The organism is Maritimibacter sp. DP1N21-5 (assembly GCF_019218295.1).
GTDB lineage: Bacteria > Pseudomonadota > Alphaproteobacteria > Rhodobacterales > Rhodobacteraceae > Maritimibacter.
Genome location: NZ_JAHUZF010000006.1, coordinates 685,803 through 707,775, shown reverse-complemented (window position 1 = coordinate 707,775; position 21,973 = coordinate 685,803). Strand labels below are relative to the sequence as shown.

Genomic DNA, 21,973 nt, shown 5'->3' with positions numbered 1-21,973 from the left:
TTTGGGGCCTTTGGCAAGCGCTATGTGCGCCCCTGCCCTGACCCTGTGCGGCGGTCGGGATTTCACAAGGGGCGCCTCAGGACCATGTTGGCTGGAACAGCGAGGTCCGGAGGCCGCAAATGACCGACATTCGACGTGAAGAGACCGGAAGCAAGGGACGCTACACCCTTGTGATCGATGGGCACGAGGCAGAGATGACCTATTCCCGACTTTCCGATACGATGCTCATCATCGACCATACCGGCGTGCCCGATGCGCTCCGGGGCAAGGGTGCGGGCGCCCTGCTCGTCAAACGGGCGGTCGAGGATGCGCGGGCGGGAGGCTACAAACTGGTGCCGCTTTGCCCCTTCGCCCATGCTCAGTTCGACCGCCACCCCGACTGGGCCGACGTGAAAGGATAAGCCATGAGCCATTTTCCGGGGTTCGACCCCACCCTTGCGACCGATCCCGGCGCCTTGGAGACCGTCATCGTGCCGCGCGCCCGCGACCTTGGCGGGTTCGAGGTGCGCCGCGCGCTCCCTGCCGCGAAACGGCAGATGGTGGGACCCTTCATCTTCTTCGACCAGATGGGGCCGGTGGAGTTCATCGACGACGGGCTCGACGTGCGCCCGCATCCGCATATCGGGCTGGCAACCGTCACCTATCTTTACCAGGGGCAGTTCCGGCATCTGGACAGCCTTGGTTCCGACCGGATGATCACACCGGGCGCGGTCAACTGGATGGTGGCGGGCAATGGCGTCACCCATTCCGAACGTTCGGCGAAGGAGGACCGGGTGGGCCGCCAAAGCCTCTTCGGCATCCAGACTTGGGTGGCGCTGCCCGAGGACCGTGAAGATGACGACGCCAGCTTCGAGCACCACGCGAAAGGCGATCTGCCGGTGATCGAAGTCGACGGGGTGAGCGCGCGGCTCATCGTGGGTCGGGTCTGGGGACAGGCTGCCCCCGTGAGGACCTTCTCCGACATGTTCTACGCCGATGTGACGCTTGCGCCCCATGCGACGCTCCCGATGCCGGACGACCACGAGGACCGGGCTTTCTATGTGATGGAAGGCGAGGTCGAAGTTGCGGGCGACGTCTTCGCACCGCACCGGATGGGCGTGTTTCGCCCCGGCGACCGCGTGGCGCTGACAGCCGGTCCTACGGGAGCCCGGGTCATGGTGCTCGGCGGCGAAACACTCAACGGGCCGCGCTACATCTCGTGGAACTTCGTCGCCTCGTCGCGCGAGAAACTGGAAGCGGCACAGGAAGCCTGGATCGGCGGCGACTTCGAGCATGGGCGGTTCACATTGCCGCCGGGGGACACCGAGGAATTCGTGCCGCATCCCAAGGCGCGCGGGTGACCGGGAATTGACCCGTTGCAACAGTCGGACGGGGTGACGCGCACCCTGCCCGGTCCCATATTGGCGGCAACGCAGAGGAGACACCCATGGCCAAATATGAAAAGAACCCCGATGTCGTCGCCGCTTTGGACGAGATGCAGTATTACGTCACCCAGCAGTCGGGCACCGAACGCCCCGGCACCGGCGCGCTTCTGCACAACAAGGAGCGCGGGATCTACGTCGACGTGGTGTCGGGCGAGCCGCTCTTCGCTTCCTCGGACAAATACGAAAGCGGCTGTGGCTGGCCGTCCTTCACGAAGCCCATCGACGACGCACATATCAACGAACTGCGCGACACGACCCACGGGATGATCCGGACCGAAGTGCGCTCCACCCATGGTGACAGTCATCTCGGGCATGTGTTCCCCGATGGTCCGGTGGACCGGGGCGGGCTGCGCTATTGCATCAACTCGGCATCGTTGCGCTTCGTGCCCTACGAGGACATGGAGACTGAAGGCTACGGCGCCTATCTGGACCAGGTGGAGTGAAAGCGGCGGCGTTCATCTGCCTTGCGACTCTGCCGCTCGCCGGTCTGGCCGAAACCGGACCGCAGGCGCCGGAGCCCGGCACCGACTTGACGCCCGGCTGGCGCGACGAGAAATGCGCGCGGTTCGAGCGGGCCTGGAGCGCGGTGCTCGATGGCAAGGGGGCAGACATGAGCGCGACCTTCGTGGAGGGCATGGATGCCTTTGTTACCTCCCGTTGCGAGCTTCGCACCCCGGTCTGCCCCAAACCCGGCCCCGACATGGAGGCCGCCGACATGCTCGCGCTCATGGTGGTGTCGGAAGGCATGACGACGAGTTTCCTGCCCATAGCCTGTCCCTGAGCTTGCGTGGGCGGCTTCCGTCAGCCCTCGCTCTCCGGCCTGTCCTCGGTCTCATCCTCCCCGGCCACGCTGCCCCTGAACCCGGTGGCGACCACGAATTTCTCGGACGAATCTGAGCGGCTCGCAGGCGGCTTGATGTTCACGACCTTGGTGAACTTCTGCTTCAAGAGCTTCTGAAGCTCGCCTTCGGCTCCGCCGGCCAGCACCTTGGCGACGAAGGTCCCGCCCTCGTCCAGCACGTCGAAGGCGAATTGAGCGGCGGTTTCACAAAGCGCGATGATACGCAGGTGGTCGGTCTGCTTGTGCCCGGACGAGGCCGCCGCCATGTCGGACATGACCACATCGGCCCGGCCCCCGAGCCAGTCCTTCACCTTGAGATCGGCGTCATCCTCCATGAAGTCGAGGACATGGGCCTCGGCCCCGGCGACCGGCTCGACCTCTTGAAGATCGACACCCAGCACGGTGCCGATCTTCTTGCCCTTTTTCTCGCCCAGGGCGTTGACCCGTTCGACCGCGACCTGAAGCCAGCCCCCCGGCGCGCAGCCAAGGTCCACCACCCGGGCGCCGGGCACGAGAAAGCGGAACTTGTCGTCGATTTCGAGGATCTTGAAGGCAGCCCGGCCCCGGAAGCCCTCGGCCTGGGCGCGTTTCACATAGGGATCGTTCAGCTGCCGCTCGAGCCAGAGCGTGGACGAGAGCTTGCGTCCACGCGCGGTCTTGACCTTCACGCGAAGGTCACGCTGCCCCCGACCGGAGGAGCCCTTGCCCGCCCCGGATTTCCCTGTCGTCTTCTTCGCCATCAGAAAGGCCCGTCTTCCAATACGCCGTCGGAGGACATCTGCGCGTAAAGCAGCCCCTCGCGCAACCCGCGATCCGCCACCGAAAGCCGGTCCGTGGGCCAGACGCGCAAGAGCGCCTGCAGGATCGCGGCGCCCGACATGATGAGCGCCTGACGGTCCTTGCCGATGCGCGGGTCGTTGCGCCGTCCGTCCGGTCCTGCGGCCAGATAGCCCCGGATCACCTTGTCGATCTGGTCCGAGGTCATGCGCAGCCCGTCGACCTTGTTGCGATCATAGCGGCGAAGGCCCAGATGGGTCGCGGCCACGGTGGTGACGGTGCCGGAAGTGCCGATGATCTGAAACCCCTCGCGCGCCTGTGCCTTGTGGAAGGGACTGAAGTCGCCAAGCTGTTCCTCGAAATACCACGACATGAGCGCGAAGCGCGCCGCATCGTCGTCGACGTCGTCGAATTGTTCGCGCAGGGTCGCGACCCCCAAGGGCACGGAAATCCAGTCCACCACGCGGGCCACCGGGAAAGGCCCGGGATCGCCCTCGAAGCCCTTGTGAAGCCGCATGATCGACTTCTGCCGCTCGCGTTTGGGGACATGGGACAGGTCGAGCCAGACCAATTCGGTCGAGCCGCCGCCGATATCCACGACAAGGAGCTGCTCGGTCCGCGTCGCCACGAGCGGCGCACAGGAGATCACGGCGAGCCGCGCCTCTTCCTCTGGCTTGATGATCTCGAGCTTCAGACCGGTTTCGCGCGTCACATAGCCCATGAAATCACGGGCGTTGGAGGCACGCCGACAGGCCTCGGTTGCCACGAGTCGCATGTTGATCACATCGTGTTTCTGAAGTTTGCGCTGGCAGATCTTGAGCGCCTGCACCGTGCGCGCCATGGAGGCACGCGACAACCGCCCGCTCGCCGAGAGCCCCTGCCCCAGCTGAACGGACTTCGAAAAACTGTCGACCACATGAAACTGATTGCCCTTTGGTTGGGCAATCAACATGCGGCAACTGTTTGTGCCAAGGTCCAGGGCGGCATAAAGGCTGTCTGGATCCGGGCTTTGCGGCGCGGGCTGCTCGACCGCTTTCGGGAACGCGCCCGCACCTTCGGGACGCTTGGGCGCCATGACGTAACGCCCTCCATATCGAGTTATCCTCAAGGTAATGTCCGCGGCAATCTCTGGCAAGCGCTGTGATAGGAAACCCTTCGTCGAAGATGAATATGTGAAACTTTCAAGCCTGATTTCCGGCTCGGACGTGGCGCAATCTGTCGCAAGCCGCTATCACCCTGCGAAATGTCGCAATTTGCTGCGCGGCCCCGGGTGGGGCCGATAGCTTGCGGGCGGAAGGGAGAGACACATGGCTGACGTCACAATCGTTTACTGGCGCGACATTCCTGCGCAGGTGATCGTGGGCCGTGGCAGGAAGGCCGCCAAGACCCCCCTGCCCGAACGCTTCGAACAGGCCATCGACCGTGCCGCCATGGCCTCGGGCCTTGCCGGAACCGATGACTACCTCGCCCAGTGGCGCAAGGCCGATGCCTTTTCCGTCGAGGGCGACGACGCAGAGATTGCCCGGGCGCAGGCCGCGAAGCTTGACGCCGAATATGACACAGACCGCCTCAAGGCGCTGATTTCCAACGGGGGCTTCGCCCCAACGACCCAAGGATAAGCAATGACCCGCACCGTTCTCGAATCTGCAACCAAGACCGTGACAATCGGGTTCGACGAACCCTTCTGCGTGATCGGCGAACGCATCAACCCCACGGGCCGCAAGAAGCTCGCAGCCGAGCTGGAAGCGGGCGACTATTCGACCGTGGAACGCGATGCGGTGGCGCAGGTCGCCTGCGGTGCGACGGTTCTCGATGTGAACGCAGGCGTGGTCTATAACTCCAACCCCAACCCCAACGAAACGGAACCGCCGCTCATGACGGCGATGATCGAGCTTGTGCAGGGTTTGGTCGACGTGCCGCTCTGCATTGACAGCTCGGTTCCGGCGGCGCTGGAAGCCGGTCTCAAGGCCGCCAAGGGCCGTCCGCTCGTCAACTCGGTGACGGGTGAGGAAGAGCGCATGGAGTTCGTCCTGCCGCTCGTCGCGAAATACAACGTGCCGGTTGTGGCGATCTCCAACGACGACACGGGCATTTCCGAGGACCCGGACGTGCGCTTCGAAGTCGCCAAGCGGATCGTCCAGCGCGCGGCGGACTATGGCATCCCGGCGCATGACATCGTCGTCGACCCGCTGGTCATGCCGGTGGGTGCGATGGGGACCGCCGGTTTGCAGGTCTTCACGCTGGTGCGGCGCCTGCGCGACGAGCTTGGCGTGAATACGACCTGCGGTGCCTCGAACATATCCTTCGGGCTGCCCAACCGCCACGGCATCAACAACGCCTTCCTGCCCATGGCGGCGGCCGCCGGGATGACCTCGGCCATCATGAACCCACTCGCCCTGCCCGTGACGCAGACAAAGATCGCCGAGAAGCGCGCCGAGGTCGAAGCCGCCGGTGTCTTCCTGCCCGAGGACATGGATGACGAGACCTTCGTGACGCTCTTTGGTCTGGGCTCCACCCAATATCGCCCCGGCAAGGAGATGGAAGCGATCCGCGCCGCGAACTTCCTTCTCAACAACGACGCCCACGGCGCCGAATGGATCCGCTTCAACCAGCCCGGCAGCAGCAGCGCCGGTGCCGCCGGCGGGCGGCGCGGTGGGCGGCGTCGGCGGGGCTGACGCCCGCCCCCCCCTGCGCGACCGTATGGTCACAAAAAATGGCGCCCTCGGGCGCCATTTTCGTTACCAGTAAGCGTGGCTCTAGAAATGGATGGCCCGCCCGTAAGCATCGAGAACGCTCTCGTGCATCATCTCGGACAGGGTGGGATGCGGGAAGACCGTGTTCATGAGGTCCTCTTCCGTGGTCTCGAGCTGCCGTCCGACCACGTAGCCCTGGATCAGCTCGGTCACCTCGGCCCCGACCATATGCGCGCCCAGAAGCTCGCCGGTCTTGGCATCGAAGACGGTCTTCACCATCCCCTCGGGCTCGCCGAGCGCGATGGCCTTTCCGTTCCCGATGAAAGGGAACTTGCCGACCTTGACCTCGTAACCCAGTTCCTTGGCCTTGGCCTCGGTATAACCGACGCTTGCGACCTGCGGCTGGCAATAGGTGCAGCCCGCGATGGAGTTGGGCTTCACCGGATGCGCGTGCTTGCCGGCGATGAGTTCCGCGACCATCACCCCCTCGTGCGAAGCCTTGTGGGCAAGCCAGGGCGCGCCGGCGATGTCGCCAATGGCAAAAAGCCCCTCGACACCTGTGCGGCAGTATTCGTCGGTCACGACATGGGTCCGGTCGACCTTGACCCCGGCTTCCTCGAGCCCGAGCCCCTCGACGTTGCCGACGATGCCGACGGCGGAGATCACGGTGTCAAACTCCTCCGTCGTCGTCTTGCCGCCAGCCTCGATATGCGCCGTTACTTTGCCCTTGGCACGGTCAAGCTTCTTGACCGTCGATTTCTCGCGGATCTTCATGCCCTGCTTCTCGAACTGCTTCTTGGCGAAAGCCGAGATTTCGGCGTCCTCTACGGGCAACACGCGGTCCATCACCTCGACCACCGTGGTATCCGAGCCGAGCGTATTGAAGAAGCTTGCGAACTCGATACCGATCGCGCCGGAGCCTATGACGAGGAGCTTCTTCGGCATCCGGGACGGGTTCAGGGCGTGCTTGTAGGTCCAGACCAGATCGCCGTCAGCCTCCAGCCCCGGCAACTCCCGCGCGCGGGCGCCCGTGGCGATAATGATGTTCTTGGCGGTGAGCGTTTCGGTCCCCTTGTCGGTCTTGACCTCGACCTTGCCCTTCCCGGCGAGCTTGCCGGCGCCCATGACGACCGTCACCTTGTTCTTTTTCAGAAGATGCGCGACCCCGCCCGAAAGCTGTTTCGCCACGCCACGCGACCGCGCGACAACTGCGGAGAGATCGTAATCGGCTTTCTCGACGGAGAGGCCGAAATCCTTGGCGCGGTGCATGAGGTGGTAGACCTCGGCCGAGCGCAGGAGCGCCTTGGTCGGGATACATCCCCAGTTGAGGCAGATCCCACCCAGATGATCGCGCTCGATCACGGCCGTCTTGAGCCCGAGCTGGGCGGCGCGGATCGCCGCGACATAGCCGCCGGGCCCGGACCCCACGACGATGACATCAAAGCTGGTATCGGCCATGTCTAACTCCCTCTGAAAAAGTAGTTTACCCTTAAACTACTTTTTGAAGGGGCACAATGGACCCAGCGTGCGCGCGGCAAGCCCGCATGGAACAAGGCCCGCCAGCAGTGCCGACGGACCCTTGGACCGTAACCGATTCGAAAGTCCGCGTCGCGTCAGGCGCTCAACTCGCGCAGAACCGCGCCATAGCCGCCCTGATCCACGAAGGCCGCCTCGGACGCTGTCGTCGTGCGCGAAAGCGCCTGGTTGCGATAGGGGAACCGTCCGAACCGGCGAATGACCTCGCGGTGGACCTTGGCGTGAAGGAGATTGGGTTGCCCCGTCTCCGGCATCCGCGTGAGCATGAGACGCACGCAGCGATCCTGATCGGCGAGGTTTTCCGAGTGCATGAGCGGCAGATAGAAGAACTGACGGGCCGGCTCGGCGATCTTCATGTCCCAGCCCTTGTCGATGGCACATTTGGCGGCAGCGAGCGCGACCTTGTCCGTGGAAAAGGCCTTCGCCTCGTCACGGAACATGTTTCGCGGAAACTGGTCCAACAGGATGATGTAGGCCAGTGTGCCCGACGGATAGGTGAGCCACAAGGAGAATGCGCCCTGCGTCGCCTGCGCCCAGGCCCCGCCAAAGCGCTCGATGATCGAGCGATCCAGCGTCTCTCCGGCGGCATACCATCCTTCCGGTCCGACCTCGTCGAGCCAGAACGAAAGGATCTCCTCAGGTGTGGCCATAGGTCCCTCCCCAGCCGGCACTGTCCTGGTGCGAGATTTGCAATAGTTTCAAGGAAGGGCAAGGATATTTTGGAATGTTGCGTTCACACTTTCGCATCCGTCTCCTCCACGCTTTCCTGCGCGTCCTCACGTGCCTCGACATAGATTTCCTGTGCCAGTTCCACCGCCACCGGCGAGGCCTGCGGCATGACGCTGACATAACCGGCGGTTTCATCGACCGGAATGGCGGCGCGCTGGGTCGACCGCCAGACGGCATAGGCGATCACGACACTCAGAAGCACACCCAGCACCAGGAAGAACCCCCCCGCCCCGAGCGGCCCCATGATCCACCCCGCGGCCAGAGGGCCGACAATGGCACCGACGCCGTTGATGAACATCATCCCGGCACTTGCGGCGGCCATCTCCTCGGGTTCGAGATAGTCGTTCGTATGCGCGAGGAGCAGCCCGTAGAGCGGCCCCATCATCCCGCCGATGAAGAAGGCCGACAAAAGCAGCGTCCCGTAACCGGGGATCAGGTAGGCCGTCAGCGACGCCACGACCCCGATCGTCGCGGCCGCGATGATCAGGACGCGGCGGCCGATGCGGTCCGAGAGCCACCCGATGGGATACTGAAGCAGAAGACCGCCCAGATAGAAGCTCGCCACGAAATAGGAAAGGTTCTCTTTGGACAGGCCCGCCTCGGTGCCATAGACCCCGGCCATCCCGAACATCACGGCATAGGCGGCCCCCACGAAGAGAATGCCGATCACCCCCAGAGGCGAGATCTCGAAGAGCTTGCGCAGGGTCAGCCGCCGCGCGGTGTCGAAAGGCGGCGTCGGCGAGACCGACAGAAGGATCGGCGCGAAGGCAATCGACACGAGCACCGAGGGAATGACGAAAAGGATGAAACCCGACGGATCACCCACGACCACGAGGCCCTGCGCGACGATGATCCCGATCATCTGCACGATGAGATAAAGCGACAGCGCCTTGCCCCGGTTCTGGTTGTCGGCAGCGTTGTTGAGCCAGCTTTCGGCGGTCACGTAGACGCCGGAGAAGCAAAAGCCGATGAAGAGCCTGAGGAGCGACCAAGCCACCGGGTCAGTGAGCGTCGGATAAAGGATCAGCACGGCAGAGATGAAGCTGCCCAATGCGGCGAAGACCCGGATATGACCGACTTTGCGGATCAGCTCCGGCGCCATGCGGGAGCCGAACAGGAAGCCCGCGAAGTAGGACGACATCACGATCGACATCTCGAAGGTCGAGAACCCCTCGAGTGCGCCGCGAATACCAAGCAGCGTGCCCTGGATGCCGTTGCCGACCATCAGGAGCATGATGCCCAGAAGCAGCGCCCAGGAACTTCCCAATACCTGTATCATTCGTCGTGCTCCTGTCGCCTGCCTTCTCGCCTAACAGGCCGCGCCGCAGGGTGCGAGCCTTGTCCGACCTTTCGGCAGAAATTTGCGTCAGAACATGATGCCGGCGCGGATCAGAGCGACGTGACCCACAGGATCAGCGCATCCTCTTCCGAGGTGGAAATCACATTATGCCCCATCGAGGCGTCGTAATAGGCGCTGTCGCCCCGGCGCATGTCGATCGGTTCGTAGAACTCGGTGATCAACCGGATCGCGCCGGTCAGCACATAGAGGAACTCTTCCCCGTCGTGCCGGACCCAGCCGTCGAATTCGTCGAAACGGCGTGCGCGCACGCGGGCACGGTAAGGCAACATCGCCTTCTTGGTCAGGGCCCCGGCGAGCAATTCGTGCTCGTATGTCGCGGTCGGATGCTCCTGTCCCTCGCCCGATTTCGTCACCGTCATCCGGCCCGACACCCGCGCGTCGCGAGGCGGCGTGAAGAGCTGCGGCACCGAAATCTCGAGCCCGACGGCGAGCTTTTTCAGCGCCTCGTAGGTCGGGGACATCTGGCCGTTCTCGATCTTGGAGAGCGTGGAGCGCGCGAGGCCCGCCTGAGACGCCGCCTGTTCCAAGGTCCATCCGCGCGACTTGCGCAGGTCGCGCACCCGCTCGCCCAGGTCGAGAGGCATCGGGTCGGCGACCTCCGCGCCCCCCTCGCGTTCGCGGGCAAGCTTGATAAGGCTCGGCTGACCGTCCTTGTCCGGGCTGGGCTGGTTCTGGCTCATGCGCGTTTCTATCGCTTGGCAGGCCGCCATTGCAACTCCTTCGCGCGGCGGGCATTTCTCCGGCATGGATGCCATCTTCGCCCCCGACCACACCCTGACGCCGCCCCCGGCGGCGTTCAACCTTGCCGCCTATGTCCTTTCGGGTGGGGCCGAGACGCCGGACAAGCCGGCCTTGTCGCTGGTCAGCCCCGAGGGCCGCGAGGACTGGTCATATGCGCGACTGACCGAAACGGTCCGTAGGATCGCCGGTGGGCTCCTGACCCTTGGGCTCGAGCCCGGCGACAGGGTGCTCCTCCGTCTCGGCAACGACGTGGAGTTTCCCCTTGCGTTCCTCGGCGCCATCTGGGCCGGTCTGGTGCCGGTGCCGACCTCGTCTCAGCTCACCGACGGCGAGATCACCAAAATGGCGCTCCAAATCGAGCCGCGTCTGATCATCGCCTCGCCGGGCATTGCGGTCCCCTCCCCTGCAACCGCCCCGATCAAGACGCTCGAAGACATACGGGCCCTTGCGCATGGTTTGGGTCCGGCTGCATCGATGGGGGATACCCACCGCCCCGCCTACGCGATTTTCACCTCGGGGACCTCCGGCAAACCCCGCGCCGTGCTCCACGCCCATCGCGCGATCTGGGCGCGGCGGATGATGTGGGAGGGCTGGTATGATCTGACTGCGAACGACCGGCTCATGCATGCCGGGGCCTTCAACTGGACCTACACGCTGGGCACGGGGTTGATGGACCCATGGTCGATCGGAGCGACCGCGCTCATCCCCACGCCCGGAACGCCGTCTTCGGCCTTGCCCGGTTTGCTCGTCCGCGAGCGCGTCACGATCTTTGCCGCGGCACCGGGCGTCTACCGCCAGATGTTGCGGGTCGGCGTCACAGGGTCCGCGTCCCTCCGCCACGGGCTGAGCGCAGGCGAAAAACTTGCCGCGCCGATCCGCACGGCCTGGGAAGAGGCCACCGGCACCACGCTGCACGAGGCTTTCGGCATGTCGGAATGCTCGACCTTCATTTCCGGAAGCCCCCGCAAACCCGCCCCGCCCGGCACCCTGGGCTATCCCCAGCCGGGCCGCAGGATCGCTGTGATCGGCGAGGACGGACCCGTGCCCCGCGGCGCACCCGGCATTCTCGCCGTCCATGAAAGCGACCCCGGCCTGATGCTGGGCTACGTGGGGGCCGAAGAAGAAACCCGTGCACGATACGCAGGCGAATGGTTCCTGACCGGCGACTCCGCCCGCATGGAGGCGGACGGGGCCATCACCTACCTGGGTCGGGACGACGACATGATGAACGCGGGCGGTTTCCGGGTCTCGCCGCTCGAAGTCGAAAGCGCGATGATGCGCCACCCGGCGGTCCACGAGGCCGCGGTGGTCGAGGTGGCGGTGTCGGAGAGCGCCAGCGTCATCGCCTGTTTCTACCAGCCGGAGGTGGGTGTCTCGGTCAACGATGCGGCGCTTGCTGCACATGCCGAAACACACCTCGCACGCTACAAGACGCCGCGCATCTTCGTCGCGGTCGAGGCCGTGCCCCGGGGCGCAAACAACAAGGTTCTGCGCCGGGCGCTTCGCGATCGCGCGGCGGCGGGGGAGTTCCCGGCGATACCCAGGCGTGACTAGACGAGTTCGGCCATCGCCTCTTCGATCAGACGCGCCGTGGCCGTGGGCTTGTGCGCATTCTCTGACAGCACGCGCTTGAAATGGCGCGCCCCGGGGCGACCGGCGAAGAGCCCCAGCATGTGGCGCGTGATCTGGGCGAGCTTGCCGCCCTCGGCGAGGTGACGTTCGACATAGGGGATCATCGCGCGCGCCACGTCGCGGGGGTCCTTGTAGGCGTTCCCCTTGCCGAAGATGCGGGCATCCGCATCGAGCAGGACATCCGCTGGCGTATGGTAGGCGGCCCGGCCGATCATCACACCGTCCAATCCTTGTGCGAGATGCGCCTCCGCCTCGTTGAGTGTCGTGATCCCGCCATTGATCGACAGATGCAGGTCCGGAAACCGCGCCTTCATCCTGTGGACGAGATCATAGTCGAGCGGCGGAATATCCCTGTTCTCCTTGGGCGACAGGCCCTGCAACCAGGCCTTGCGCGCATGGATCGTGAACCGGCGCACCCCGGCGTCGGAGACCTGCTTGAGAAATTCGGGCAAGACCGTATCCGGGTCCTGATCATCCACGCCGATCCGGCATTTCACCGTCACTTCGACATCGCCGGCCGCCCGGATCATCGCGCCGACACAGTCCGCGACCAGCCCGGGGTCCTTCATGAGAACCGCGCCGAAGGTCCCCGATTGCACCCGGTCCGAGGGGCAGCCGCAATTCAGGTTGACCTCGTCATAGCCCCGGTCCACCGCCCTCTTCATCGCTTCCGCCAGTTCCGCCGGCTCCGACCCGCCCAACTGCAGCGCGACCGGATGTTCTTCGGGATTGTAGTCGAGCAGATGCACGGCCCCGCCCCGCACCAGCGCCGGTGCGGTCACCATCTCGGTGTAGAGCAATGTCTCGCGGCTCATGAGGCGGTGGAAGAACCGGCAATGCCGGTCCGTCCAGTCCATCATGGGTGCCACGGAAAGGCGCGAAGCCTGTGCTGCGGTCGATGTCATACTATCAAACAAGACCCCGGCTATGGTCTGTTGCCGGGACCTATGGTGTTCCCTTCGGTTTATCTGGATTTCCCAAGTTCGCTTGCCACCGAGTAACAACATCTGCCGGGCGCGTCACGCCCGAACGTGGACGTCGCCTGCGGCAATGCCGCCTCGCGCCTCATCAATGGGCCGCGCCTGCCGCTATCCTCTTGTTCCGCCCCGGTCGTCGGTTTCCGCCCGAAGGTCCTGCACCGAGCCCGCCACCGGGCGCAGCAGGTCGGGCTCTGGAGTGCCGGAGGTGCCGGTCGCGCGGATCACGGAGAGTTCCCCGGAGGTCTCGATGACGACCCAGGCCGCATCGTCGCAGTGCGCGAGGCCCGCCTTGCGCAGGGCGGATTTCACTTCGTCATCGGTGATCCGCTCGTAGCGGAGCGCGTCCCCAAGCAGGTGCCCGTTTCTGAGCAGCATGCGGGGACGCGGCTTCACCCAGCGCGCAAACCGATGCGAGCGCAGCGTGCCCCATGTCGTGAGCCACTGAAGCCCCGCAAGGGCAGACACGGCGACCATGGCGTCCAGCATCGAGACGTTTCGCAGCAGGATGCCCGACGCCATGATGGAACCGATTCCGACGGTAATAATCCAGTCGAAATTGTTCATGTTGCCGGTGGTGCGTTTGCCCGACAGGCGCGTCAGTCCGATGATGAAAATGTAGAAGACGACGCACGACGCGACCACGTGAAGCAGACGGTCGGGTTCCGATATCCAGATCTGAGCAGGTTCCATGCTGCCAGAACGCCGGTCGCGAAAGCGTGTTCCCGGCGGTGAACATGTTTCCGCTGCCGGCCCCCTCGTTTGGAACATCCCGATCGACAGACCGTTCTCTTACCGACACCGCTCGCAACCGGACGAGCCGCCAATCCACCTTTGTCTCGGAAAGGAAACGACATGGTCAGATTTCTCATCGGTGCCGCGGTTGGACTGCTCGTCTATCGGGCCTGGACACACAGCCGTTCCTCGCCGCCGCTTCATGTGCGCGATGCAGGGCCGTCCCAGATGCGAAACCCGCCGCGACGGTGGGACATGCTCGATGAAATGGTCGACGAATCCTTCCCGGCCAGCGACCCGCCCGGCACCTACTGATCCCTAGAGCAGACTTCCGAGTGACGCGCGTTGCCGCAGCCTCGGCGCGCCTCCCTATGCGCGGAGGCCTCCGTGGCCATCAGGACTTGCGCATCCAAAGCCTGGTCAAGGCCCACAAGACCACGCCGATCCCGATAAGCACGGCGGCGATCGCGTATTGAACAGGATCGCGCCCCGTCCAGGGCCCCACAAGAAAGGCACAGGTCAGGGCGCCCGCAAGGGCGACCCAGACCGGCGTGCGGAAATGGTCGTGATCGACCTTGTCGCGTTTCAGGACCAGAACCGCCACATTGACCACGGCGAATACGGCGAGAAGCAGGAGCGCCGTCGTGCCGCCCAGTTCCGGCACGGCACCCACGAAGGTGATCAGCCCGGCCGCGAGGAGCGTGGTGAAGAGGATTGCCGTCACGGGTGTCTTGCGTGACCGGTTGACCTTGCCCAAGACCGAGGGCAGGACCCCCTCCTCGCTCATCCCATAGACCAGACGGCTTGCCATCAGCAGGTTGATCAAAGCGGAATTGCCCACCGCGATCATGGTGATGAGCCCGAAGACCCAGGGCGGAAAGCCGGGCGCCCCGGTCTCGACCACCTTCAGGAGGGGCGTGTCGCCCTCTGCCAGTTCCTCGACCGGCACGATCGAGATAGCGACGATGGAAACGACGAGGTACAGGAGCGCGGCGATCCCCAGGCCGGCAAAGAGGATCCGGGGGAAGATACGACTGGGCTCCTTGGTTTCCTCGGCCATGTTCACAGAATCCTCGAAACCCACCATGGCGAAAAAGGCCAGCGTGGTTCCCGCGATCACCGGCCAGAAGATGCCGTCCTCCCTGTTTCCAAATTCGAAGGCCTTGCCGATGTCGGCCTCGCCGGAGCCGAAAACCAGCATGCCGATCACGATGATGATGATCAGGCCCGTCAGCTCGATACAGGTGAACACCGCATTGACCATCACGCTCTCGCCAACGCCGCGCATATTGATCAGGGCGATCACGGCCACGAAGCCAAGGCCGATCAGCGTCACCGCCCATCCGCCAAGTTCCACGCCGAAACCGGTCGAGAAGTTCTCGGCAAAGGCCCGCGCCGCAGTAGAGGACGACGTCAGGCCAGAGGACATCACGGCGAAGGCGACCAGAAAGGTGACGAAATGGATGCCGAAGGCTTTTTCCGTATATAGCGCCGCGCCTGCCGCCTTGGGGTATTTGGTGACCAGTTCCAGATAGCTACAGGCTGTCAGGGTCGCGACGAAAAAGGCCACGAGGAACGGCAGCCAGACGATGCCTCCGACTTCCTCGGCCACCTTGCCCGTCAGGGCGTAGATACCGGTCCCCAGGACGTCACCGACAATGAATAGAAGAAGAAGGCCGGGACCGATCGCCCGTTTCAGCTTGCCACCGTCGTCGCCGGGCGCGTCCCCGTCGACCTTGCTCATCGCCTCGCCGCTCACGCCCGGTGTTCCGGGATCGGGATGGCGCCGAAGGCGAGAGCTTGTCCGCTGGTCATGGCTGGGGACCTCCTCAGGGCAAACCCACGATAGTTCCTACTGGTTCCCATGGGTGACGTCGATATCGGCGGAGGGCGGAACATTGACGCCCCTCACCTGTTGAAATGGCAACCGGAGACGATGCGGAAAAGGGGACAGGATGCGCCGGGACACCGGCAAAGTCAGGAATGCCGAACAGGGCGGCGACATCGTCGGGCCCTCCGGTCGTGCTGGCGCGCAGCGAGTCGGATGTCGTTCGACGGACCGCGAGGACGGGCGGCATGACTGAGGCACCGGGCATGGACAGGGACAGGGACAGCGAGAAGCCGCTTGTCGTGGTGACCGGCGCCGCAGGCAATCTGGGCTCCGCCCTGATCCGCCGACTTTCGGATCGCTATCGCATCGCCGGGCTCGACCTCGAAGCATCCGACCACATCCAAGCATTCGACATCACCGATGCCACCTCGGTCGATCACGCCCTGAACAAACTACGCGACGCACATGGCGACCACATCGCCGCCGTCATCCACCTTGCCGCCTATTTCGATTTCTCAGGCGAGGAAAGCCCGCTCTACGAAAAGGTCAACGAGGACGGCACACGGAACCTGCTGCGCGGGCTGCGCAAGTTCCGGGTCGACAGGTTCATCTATTCAGGCACCATGCTGGTGCATCGACCGTCGTCTCCGGGCATCCCGATCACCGAAGACACGCCGGTGGAGCCAGGCTGGGCCTACCCCGCCTCGAAAGCCCGCACCGAGGAGGTGATCCGCGAGGAGCACGGCGAAATTCCCTATGCGCTGCTGCATCTTGCCGGTCTTTACGACGAGCAGACCGCAGTGCCCACGCTGGCCGAGCAGATCCGGCGGATCTATGAACGCGACCCGAAGGCACACGCCTATTCGGGCGATCTGTCCACCGGGCAGTCGTTTCTGCACCGGGACGATATGCTCGAGGCTTTCTCCCGCACCGTGGACCGCCGCGACGATCTTCCCGAGACGGTGACGATCCTCATCGGCGAACGAGAGGCCATGGGCTACGACGCGCTGCAACGGCGCATCGCCCAGCTCATCCACGGCACCGAGGACTGGCAGACCCTCTCGGTTCCCAAGCCCATCGCCGCGGCCGGGGCCTGGGCGCAGGTCAAGGCAGAGCCGGTCGTTCCGGATGATTTCGATCAGGGCAAGGAGCCTTTCATCAAGCCCTTCATGGTCCGGATGGCCGACGACCACTACGAGCTCGACATCTCGCGCGCCGAAGACCTGCTGGGCTGGCGGCCGCGCCATTCGATCCGGGAAGAGCTGCCCGCCATGATCGCCGCGCTGAAAGCAGATCCCGCAGGCTGGTACGATGCCAACGGTCTGACCAAGCCGCACTGGCTTCAGGCGGCACAGGACCGCGACGACCCGGAAGCGCTGCGCGCACGGCACGAAGAACAGTTTCGCACCGCCCATTCCCGCACCATCTGGGCGCAGTTCCTCAATATCGGGCTGGGGGCCTGGATGATCACGGCGCCTGTGATCCTCGGCTACACGGATCTCACCGGCATGTTGATCAGCGACATGATCGCGGGGCTTCTGGTGATGATCGGCAGCTTCATCGCCCTGTCGTGGCGCGCAGCGCTTGTGCGCTGGGGCGTGGCGGCGGTCGCCGTCTGGATCATGGCGGCGCCGTTGATCTTCTGGACCGAAAGCGCGGCTGCCTACCTCAATGGCACATTGGCGGGGGCGGCGATCTTTGGCCTCGCGGTGTGCACCCGCCCCGCGCCGGGCGTGGGCACGATGGCGGCGACCACTGGCCCCACGATCCCGCCGGGCTGGGATTACTCTCCCTCCGACTGGACCCAGAGGATGCTTGTCATCGCGCTTGCCTTCGTCGGGCTTTTTGTCTCGCGCTACCTCGCAGCCTACCAGATGGGTCACGTGGAGGGCGTCTGGGAGCCGTTCTTCGCGGGCCTGCCTGGCGATCCGAAAAACGGCACGGAGGAGATCATCACCTCCGATATTTCCGAGGCCTGGCCCGTGCCCGATGCAGGCCTCGGCGCCCTGACCTATCTGCTCGAGATTCTCATCGGCTTCATCGGCTCGGCGAGGCGCTGGCGCACGATGCCCTGGCTCGTGATCATCTTCGGCATCATGATCGTGCCCCTGGGTGTCGTCTCTATCACCTTCATCATCATCCAGCCGATCCTCTTGGGCACGTGGTGCACGCTTTGCCTGATCACCGCCGCCGCCATGCTGATCCAGATTCCCTATGCGGTGGACGAGTTGATCGCCACCTGCCAGTTCCTGCGGCGGAGAAAGCGGGCGGGCGCTCCTATCCTTCGGGTCTTCCTGACCGGCGACACCGATGACGGCTCCGACGAGAGCCGCGACGAGAGCTTCGAACGGCCTGCCTCGGTTGTGGTGCGCGACATGCTGGGTGGCGGCATTGGCGTGACCTGGGGTCTGGCAGCCAGCGTCGCGATCGGAATCTGGCTGATGTTCACGCGGCTCACACTGGGTACCGAGGGCGCGCTCGCCAACACGGACCACCTGATCGGTGCGCTGGCCGTCACGATTGCCGTAAGCGCCATGGCCGAAAGCATCCGCGCCGCCCGTTTTCTCAATATCTGCCTCGGCGCGGCGCTGATCATCTGCGCGCTGGTCATGGATGCGACATGGGTGCAGAGCGGTGCCGACATCGCCGCCGGGCTGGCGCTCATGATCGTCAGCCTGCCGCGCGGCCCGGTGCATCACCGCTACGGCGGATGGTCACGCGTGGTTGTATGAGCGGATGGATCGAAGACCTGCCGATTGCGGCCAACGCGGCCCTTTTCCTGGGCGCCGCCGTGGTCGTGTGGATTTCTGGCACCCGGCTGTCGCGGCTTGCCGATGCCATCGCCCGCAAGACCGGAATTGGCCAGGCCACCATCGGCGTGCTGCTGCTTGGCGGTGTCACCTCCCTGCCCGAGATCGCCGTGGCGGGCAGCGCGGCGCTGGCAGGCAACGGGCCTCTGGCCGTCAACAACCTGCTGGGTGGCTTCACCATGCAGGTGGCGATCCTGCCGCTGGCCGACGCGGTCTTTCGACGTGGTGCGCTCACCCGCGCGGTCCCGGACCCGGTGGTGCTGCTCCAGGGCACGATGGGCGTCGTGTTGATGGCGCTGGTGGTCGCAGCGATCGCCGTGGGCGATCGGGCGGTGCTGGGTGCGGGCCTGTGGAGCTGGGCGATCTTCGCAGTCTTCCTCGTGGCGCTCCGGTTGTTGTCAAAGGCCGAGAGCCGCCTCAACTGGGAAGTGGTCGGCGAGCCGCCTTCGGAAGAGCTGCCCGACGTGGAAACACCGCGATTCACCACGCGCGGCCTCATCCTGCGCACGGTAGCCGTGGCTGCCGCGATCTTCGTGGCGGGCTGGGTGCTCTCCTCGACCGCCGAAACGCTGGCCGAAAGCACCGGGCTGGGCCAAAGCTTCTTCGGCGCGGTCTTCGTTGCGGTGGCCACCTCGCTCCCCGAAGTGTCCACCGTGGTGGCGGCGATCCGGCTCAAGCGTTACGTGATGGCCGTGTCGGACATCCTTGGCACCAACCTCTTCGACATCGCGCTGATCCTCGTGGTCGACCTTGCCTATGCCGGACCCGCCGTGCTGAACGAGATGGGCAATTTCTCGATCCTCGCGGCGGTGCTGGGCATCCTCGTGACGGCGATCTACGTGGTCGGACTATTGGAGCGGCGCGACCCGGCGGTGGCAGGCGTGGGCTACGATTCTATTGCCGTGGCGGTGGTCTATCTTGGCGGCATCGCCCTGCTCTTCACGCTCAGATGACGCGGGAGCGGCATCCACGCGGTTACAGGAAGGGTTTCACGAGCATCCAGACCCCCATGCCGAACATGGCGAGGCTTTCGGTCAGCGAAACGAACCCCAGCGGGACCGAGGAATTGCCGCCCGCGCAGGCGCATTTCAATTCGCGTTTGTCGATATAGACGGCCTTGAACACGCTCACCGCCCCGATCGCACCGATCACGAGCGACACCGGCGCGGCCAGCCAGAGAAGCGCGCCGGCGGTCATCAGGATCCCGGCGCCGGCTTCGAGGAACGGATAGATATAGCCATAGCGCACCCAGCGACGGGCAAGCAGGTCGTAGTTCAGGAACATCGTCGAGAAACTCTCTACGTCCTGCAGCTTCTGCAGCGCGAGAAGCGTCATGCTCAGGGACACGAACCACTCCGTCGTGCGCAGCGTGAAGAGCATTCCAAAGCTCGCCCACGACAGGCCAAGCGCGAGCAAGGCAGCGACCGCGAAGATCGCGAGGACGGGCGTGTAGGAGGTATCGGAGCGTTCGTCTTCGGGCGGGTCCAGATCGAAGAACACCCTGAGATCGTCGTAGCCGCCGATGCGCTCGTCCCCGACCCAGGTCTGCGGCGTCGTCTCGACCCCGTGACGCGCCATGAAGGCATCGGTTTCCTCCCGGGTTTCGAGCCAGTGGTCCTCGACCTCGTAGCCGTTCCGCTCGAGCAGGTCCTTGGACTTGAGCCCGAAGGGGCAAACATGTTCAGGCATCACCATGCGGTAGAGCACTGATTTCTGGCTGGAATTTCCCTGTGAACTGTCTTTGGGCATCGTCTGTCCTCCCAGGGACCAACGCAGGACACGCCCAATGGTTCAGTTCACTTACTCTCCGCTTTCAGGGCCCAGGCGCCCGTCTCCTGCGACCAGTATTTCGCCTTGACCCCGGCCCCGGTGAGACTGCGCCACTGTTCGCGGGCACGCTCGGTGGCCCTGTCGTCGTTGCCGTCGAAGAGGATCATCGCCCGCTCGGACGCGGTGATGTCGGACGCGGCAAGGTCGGCGCCGTCGATGCTGACGAGGCAACGCGCGCCGTTCGGGGCAACCGCGACCTCCTCCGTCGTCAGAAGCACCGGCTGATCCGCGGCGTGGGGGGCTGACGAGGTCCCGTGCGGCAAGAACCCCTCACCCTCCCAAAGCCGGTCGTCGAGCCAGCGCAGCCGGCCCTCATCGGTTCCGCGCACCACCACGCGCCAGCCCGCGCCAAGCGCGCGGGACAGGAGCGTTGGCAAGGTCGCTTCGATCGGCGTCGCGGTCAGGTGGTAGAAGTATGCCTCGCCCACCTGCGCCTATCCCTCGTAGGTGTCCGCGATCATGCGGTTGAGCGCCCGCACGCCCCAGCCCGTTGCCCCCTTGGGCGCAAGCGTGGTGGCCGTCTTCAGATCGGCGACACCGGCAATATCGAGGTGGATCCAGGGGGTGCCGTCCTTGATGAAGCGTTGCAGGAACTGCGCCGCCGTCGTCGCCCCCGCAGGACGCCCGCCGACATGCTTGAAGTCGGCCTTGGTGCTCTCGAGCGCCTTGTCGTAACCTGCCCCAAGCGGAAGCCGCCAGGCGCCTTCTTCTTCGGTTTCGGCGGCCTTCAGGAAGGTCTTGCAGAAGTCGTCATCGTTGGAAAAGACCCCGGCATTCTCGTGACCCAGCGCGATGATGCAGGCCCCGGTCAGCGTGGCGAGGTCGACGATCCCCACGGGCTCGAACCGCTCCTGCGCATACCAGAGCACATCGCACAGGACCATGCGTCCCTCGGCATCCGTGTTGATCACCTCGACCTTGTCGCCCTTCATGGTGGTCACGATATCGCCCGGTCGCTGTGCCTTGCCGTCGGGCATGTTCTCGACCAGACCGATGAGTCCCACGACATTGGCCTTGGCCTTTCGACTGGCGAGCAGCTTCATGACCCCGGTGACGACGCCCGCGCCGCCCATATCCATGGTCATGTCTTCCATCCCGCCGGCCGGCTTGATGCTGATCCCGCCGGTGTCGAAGACGACGCCCTTGCCGACCAGAGCAAGGGGCTTGGTCCCAGCCTCGCCACCGTTCCATTGCATCACGACCACCTTCGAGGGGCTTTCAGACCCCTGCCCCACGCCGAGCAACGCGCGCATGCCGAGCTTCTCGAGATCAGCTTCCTCCAGAACCTCGACCTTCACGCCCAGCTCTTCCAGCGCCTTGGCGCGGTCGGCGAATTCGGTCGTGGTCAGGATGTTCGCGGGTTCGTTGACCAGATCGCGCGTCAGGAAGACGCCTTCTGCCACAGCGACGATCCCGTCGACCGAGGCGGCATAGGCGTCTGTCGAATTGACCATGACGGTCAGCGACGCGGGCTTCACTTCGGCCGCCTCTCCGGTCTTGTGCGCGTTGAAGGCATAGGCGCGCAGGGTCGCGGCAAGCGCGACCTGATCCAGGAGACGCTCCGAACCGCCCAGCAGCGTGACCTCTTCCCCGGTCAGGACCTTGCCGATCGTACCGCCCACCTTGCGGGCAATCTCCGGCGTCATCTTCGGCGCAATCTTGATCACCTCGACCGATTTCGCGTCCATCCCGCCCGGATAGGACAGCGTCGTGGACTGGCCCGGCTTCAGCTTGTCGAAGGCCTCGCTTTCCACGCAGCGGGCAAGTGCCCCCCGCATGAGGCGGTTCACCCGGCGCGCGCCCTTGTCCATCTTCGTGCCGCCTTCGGACAGGACGACGACACGTCCCTTGAGGCCCCCGATTGCCTCGAGGTCGAGTTCGGTGAAGGCGGGTCTGATCACGTCGGTCATGAAGGCTCCTGTAATACGCCTGCGGGCCGAATGCATTGGCACGGCAGGGTGCGTTTCGTCGACAGGTAACCACCTTGCAAAGTTGGCCGCAACCACTCGGCCCGAGGAAGCCGGAAAGACGCTCATCCAAAGACCCTGCGACTCGCA

22 protein-coding genes are annotated in these 21,973 nt (G+C 64.7%); 10 read left to right on the top strand and 12 right to left on the bottom strand.

Features of this window, described 5'->3' with window-relative positions; translation table 11 throughout:
• Nucleotides 1-119: 119 nt before the first annotated feature.
• The 4 genes from KJP29_RS11090 to KJP29_RS11075 all read left to right on the top strand — a co-directional run bounded on the left by KJP29_RS11090 (nucleotide 120) and on the right by KJP29_RS11075 (nucleotide 2,205).
• Nucleotides 120-401 (top strand): GNAT family N-acetyltransferase, encoded by a 282-nt coding sequence (locus tag KJP29_RS11090; protein WP_218463620.1) that lies wholly within the window; start codon nucleotides 120-122, stop codon nucleotides 399-401.
• Between the two features lie 3 nt (nucleotides 402-404).
• Nucleotides 405-1,340, top strand: a complete 936-nt coding sequence (locus KJP29_RS11085) for a pirin family protein (protein ID WP_218463619.1) — start codon at nucleotides 405-407, stop codon at nucleotides 1,338-1,340.
• Between the two features lie 86 nt (nucleotides 1,341-1,426).
• On the top strand, nucleotides 1,427-1,867 hold the full coding sequence (gene msrB, locus KJP29_RS11080) for a peptide-methionine (R)-S-oxide reductase MsrB (protein WP_218463618.1): 441 nt from the start codon (nucleotides 1,427-1,429) through the stop codon (nucleotides 1,865-1,867).
• Nucleotides 1,864-2,205 (top strand): hypothetical protein, encoded by a 342-nt coding sequence (locus tag KJP29_RS11075; RefSeq protein ID WP_218463617.1) that lies wholly within the window; start codon nucleotides 1,864-1,866, stop codon nucleotides 2,203-2,205. The genes msrB and KJP29_RS11075 overlap by 4 nt, the downstream gene beginning before the upstream one ends.
• A 20-nt stretch (nucleotides 2,206-2,225) precedes the next feature.
• On the opposite strand, the gene KJP29_RS11070 is transcribed toward KJP29_RS11075, so the two are convergent.
• A complete protein-coding gene (locus tag KJP29_RS11070) occupies nucleotides 2,226-3,005 on the bottom strand; it encodes an RlmE family RNA methyltransferase (protein ID WP_218463616.1) in 780 nt (259 codons plus the stop codon).
• Nucleotides 3,005-4,117, bottom strand: a complete 1,113-nt coding sequence (locus KJP29_RS11065; protein ID WP_218463615.1) for a Ppx/GppA phosphatase family protein — start codon at nucleotides 4,115-4,117, stop codon at nucleotides 3,005-3,007. The genes KJP29_RS11070 and KJP29_RS11065 overlap by 1 nt, the downstream gene beginning before the upstream one ends.
• A 232-nt stretch (nucleotides 4,118-4,349) precedes the next feature.
• Between KJP29_RS11065 and KJP29_RS11060 the strand changes: the two genes are divergently transcribed.
• A complete protein-coding gene (locus tag KJP29_RS11060; RefSeq protein ID WP_218463614.1) occupies nucleotides 4,350-4,661 on the top strand; it encodes a virulence factor in 312 nt (103 codons plus the stop codon).
• Between the two features lie 3 nt (nucleotides 4,662-4,664).
• On the top strand, nucleotides 4,665-5,717 hold the full coding sequence (locus tag KJP29_RS11055) for a methyltetrahydrofolate cobalamin methyltransferase (RefSeq protein WP_218463613.1): 1,053 nt from the start codon (nucleotides 4,665-4,667) through the stop codon (nucleotides 5,715-5,717).
• Between the two features lie 81 nt (nucleotides 5,718-5,798).
• Here the strand turns inward: KJP29_RS11055 and lpdA are convergent, their stop codons facing one another.
• From lpdA to KJP29_RS11035, 4 genes are all read right to left on the bottom strand, one after another.
• Nucleotides 5,799-7,193 carry a dihydrolipoyl dehydrogenase gene (lpdA, locus tag KJP29_RS11050; RefSeq protein ID WP_218463612.1) on the bottom strand — a complete coding sequence of 465 codons (1,395 nt, stop codon included), beginning with the start codon at nucleotides 7,191-7,193 and terminating at the stop codon, nucleotides 5,799-5,801.
• A 155-nt stretch (nucleotides 7,194-7,348) separates the two neighbouring features.
• The gene (locus KJP29_RS11045; protein WP_218463611.1) at nucleotides 7,349-7,921 is read right to left on the bottom strand and encodes a DUF924 family protein; all 573 of its coding nucleotides are present in this window, start codon (nucleotides 7,919-7,921) and stop codon (nucleotides 7,349-7,351) included.
• A gap of 83 nt (nucleotides 7,922-8,004) precedes the next feature.
• Nucleotides 8,005-9,279 (bottom strand): MFS transporter, encoded by a 1,275-nt coding sequence (locus KJP29_RS11040; RefSeq protein WP_218463610.1) that lies wholly within the window; start codon nucleotides 9,277-9,279, stop codon nucleotides 8,005-8,007.
• 110 nt (nucleotides 9,280-9,389) lie between these two features.
• Nucleotides 9,390-10,040 (bottom strand): helix-turn-helix domain-containing protein, encoded by a 651-nt coding sequence (locus tag KJP29_RS11035; protein ID WP_255553576.1) that lies wholly within the window; start codon nucleotides 10,038-10,040, stop codon nucleotides 9,390-9,392.
• A gap of 64 nt (nucleotides 10,041-10,104) precedes the next feature.
• Between KJP29_RS11035 and KJP29_RS11030 the strand changes: the two genes are divergently transcribed.
• Nucleotides 10,105-11,655, top strand: a complete 1,551-nt coding sequence (locus KJP29_RS11030) for a class I adenylate-forming enzyme family protein (RefSeq protein ID WP_218463609.1) — start codon at nucleotides 10,105-10,107, stop codon at nucleotides 11,653-11,655.
• Here KJP29_RS11030 and dusA read toward each other — a convergent pair.
• Nucleotides 11,652-12,638, bottom strand: coding sequence for a tRNA dihydrouridine(20/20a) synthase DusA (gene dusA, locus KJP29_RS11025; protein WP_370630865.1), 987 nt, complete (start codon nucleotides 12,636-12,638; stop codon nucleotides 11,652-11,654). The genes KJP29_RS11030 and dusA overlap by 4 nt on opposite strands.
• 183 nt (nucleotides 12,639-12,821) lie before the next feature.
• Nucleotides 12,822-13,403 carry a DUF421 domain-containing protein gene (locus tag KJP29_RS11020; RefSeq protein WP_218463607.1) on the bottom strand — a complete coding sequence of 194 codons (582 nt, stop codon included), beginning with the start codon at nucleotides 13,401-13,403 and terminating at the stop codon, nucleotides 12,822-12,824.
• Nucleotides 13,404-13,565: 162 nt separating this feature from the next.
• Here KJP29_RS11020 and KJP29_RS11015 point away from each other — a divergent pair, with 162 nt between their 5' ends.
• Nucleotides 13,566-13,760, top strand: a complete 195-nt coding sequence (locus tag KJP29_RS11015) for a hypothetical protein (protein WP_218463606.1) — start codon at nucleotides 13,566-13,568, stop codon at nucleotides 13,758-13,760.
• 79 nt (nucleotides 13,761-13,839) lie between these two features.
• Here KJP29_RS11015 and KJP29_RS11010 read toward each other — a convergent pair whose 3' ends face one another.
• Nucleotides 13,840-15,189, bottom strand: coding sequence for an APC family permease (locus KJP29_RS11010; protein WP_218463605.1), 1,350 nt, complete (start codon nucleotides 15,187-15,189; stop codon nucleotides 13,840-13,842).
• Between the two features lie 332 nt (nucleotides 15,190-15,521).
• Here KJP29_RS11010 and KJP29_RS11005 point away from each other — a divergent pair, with 332 nt between their 5' ends.
• Both KJP29_RS11005 and KJP29_RS11000 read left to right on the top strand, forming a co-directional pair.
• Complete coding sequence (locus KJP29_RS11005) at nucleotides 15,522-18,008, top strand: vitamin K epoxide reductase family protein (RefSeq protein WP_255553573.1); 2,487 nt, start codon at nucleotides 15,522-15,524, stop codon at nucleotides 18,006-18,008.
• On the top strand, nucleotides 18,005-19,039 hold the full coding sequence (locus tag KJP29_RS11000) for a sodium:calcium antiporter (RefSeq protein WP_218463604.1): 1,035 nt from the start codon (nucleotides 18,005-18,007) through the stop codon (nucleotides 19,037-19,039). The genes KJP29_RS11005 and KJP29_RS11000 overlap by 4 nt, the downstream gene beginning before the upstream one ends.
• A gap of 22 nt (nucleotides 19,040-19,061) precedes the next feature.
• On the opposite strand, the gene KJP29_RS10995 is transcribed toward KJP29_RS11000, so the two are convergent.
• The 3 genes from KJP29_RS10995 to KJP29_RS10985 are packed head-to-tail and all read right to left on the bottom strand — an operon-like array spanning nucleotide 19,062 to nucleotide 21,826.
• On the bottom strand, nucleotides 19,062-19,835 hold the full coding sequence (locus KJP29_RS10995; RefSeq protein WP_218463603.1) for a MauE/DoxX family redox-associated membrane protein: 774 nt from the start codon (nucleotides 19,833-19,835) through the stop codon (nucleotides 19,062-19,064).
• Nucleotides 19,836-19,882: 47 nt separating this feature from the next.
• Complete coding sequence (locus KJP29_RS10990; RefSeq protein ID WP_218463602.1) at nucleotides 19,883-20,344, bottom strand: DNA polymerase III subunit chi; 462 nt, start codon at nucleotides 20,342-20,344, stop codon at nucleotides 19,883-19,885.
• Between the two features lie 6 nt (nucleotides 20,345-20,350).
• Nucleotides 20,351-21,826, bottom strand: coding sequence for a leucyl aminopeptidase (locus tag KJP29_RS10985; protein ID WP_218463601.1), 1,476 nt, complete (start codon nucleotides 21,824-21,826; stop codon nucleotides 20,351-20,353).
• Between the last annotated feature and the right edge of the window lie 147 nt (nucleotides 21,827-21,973).

What these genes read in the sequence shown, in the direction of transcription:
- KJP29_RS11005 (WP_255553573.1), top strand. Translation starts at nt 15,522, where the DNA reads ATGACTGAGGCACCGGGCATGGACAGGGACAGGGACAGCGAGAAGCCG.
- lpdA (WP_218463612.1), bottom strand. Translation starts at nt 7,193, where the DNA reads ATGGCCGATACCAGCTTTGATGTCATCGTCGTGGGGTCCGGGCCCGGC.
- KJP29_RS11045 (WP_218463611.1), bottom strand. Translation starts at nt 7,921, where the DNA reads ATGGCCACACCTGAGGAGATCCTTTCGTTCTGGCTCGACGAGGTCGGA.
- KJP29_RS10995 (WP_218463603.1), bottom strand. Translation starts at nt 19,835, where the DNA reads ATGCCCAAAGACAGTTCACAGGGAAATTCCAGCCAGAAATCAGTGCTC.
- KJP29_RS11015 (WP_218463606.1), top strand. Translation starts at nt 13,566, where the DNA reads ATGGTCAGATTTCTCATCGGTGCCGCGGTTGGACTGCTCGTCTATCGG.
- KJP29_RS11030 (WP_218463609.1), top strand. Translation starts at nt 10,105, where the DNA reads ATGGATGCCATCTTCGCCCCCGACCACACCCTGACGCCGCCCCCGGCG.
- KJP29_RS11020 (WP_218463607.1), bottom strand. Translation starts at nt 13,403, where the DNA reads ATGGAACCTGCTCAGATCTGGATATCGGAACCCGACCGTCTGCTTCAC.
- KJP29_RS11010 (WP_218463605.1), bottom strand. Translation starts at nt 15,189, where the DNA reads ATGAGCAAGGTCGACGGGGACGCGCCCGGCGACGACGGTGGCAAGCTG.
- KJP29_RS10985 (WP_218463601.1), bottom strand. Translation starts at nt 21,826, where the DNA reads ATGACCGACGTGATCAGACCCGCCTTCACCGAACTCGACCTCGAGGCA.
- KJP29_RS11035 (WP_255553576.1), bottom strand. Translation starts at nt 10,040, where the DNA reads ATGAGCCAGAACCAGCCCAGCCCGGACAAGGACGGTCAGCCGAGCCTT.
- KJP29_RS11040 (WP_218463610.1), bottom strand. Translation starts at nt 9,279, where the DNA reads ATGATACAGGTATTGGGAAGTTCCTGGGCGCTGCTTCTGGGCATCATG.
- KJP29_RS11060 (WP_218463614.1), top strand. Translation starts at nt 4,350, where the DNA reads ATGGCTGACGTCACAATCGTTTACTGGCGCGACATTCCTGCGCAGGTG.
- KJP29_RS11090 (WP_218463620.1), top strand. Translation starts at nt 120, where the DNA reads ATGACCGACATTCGACGTGAAGAGACCGGAAGCAAGGGACGCTACACC.
- KJP29_RS11055 (WP_218463613.1), top strand. Translation starts at nt 4,665, where the DNA reads ATGACCCGCACCGTTCTCGAATCTGCAACCAAGACCGTGACAATCGGG.
- msrB (WP_218463618.1), top strand. Translation starts at nt 1,427, where the DNA reads ATGGCCAAATATGAAAAGAACCCCGATGTCGTCGCCGCTTTGGACGAG.
- KJP29_RS11085 (WP_218463619.1), top strand. Translation starts at nt 405, where the DNA reads ATGAGCCATTTTCCGGGGTTCGACCCCACCCTTGCGACCGATCCCGGC.
- KJP29_RS11065 (WP_218463615.1), bottom strand. Translation starts at nt 4,117, where the DNA reads ATGGCGCCCAAGCGTCCCGAAGGTGCGGGCGCGTTCCCGAAAGCGGTC.
- KJP29_RS11000 (WP_218463604.1), top strand. Translation starts at nt 18,005, where the DNA reads ATGAGCGGATGGATCGAAGACCTGCCGATTGCGGCCAACGCGGCCCTT.
- KJP29_RS11070 (WP_218463616.1), bottom strand. Translation starts at nt 3,005, where the DNA reads ATGGCGAAGAAGACGACAGGGAAATCCGGGGCGGGCAAGGGCTCCTCC.
- dusA (WP_370630865.1), bottom strand. Translation starts at nt 12,638, where the DNA reads ATGACATCGACCGCAGCACAGGCTTCGCGCCTTTCCGTGGCACCCATG.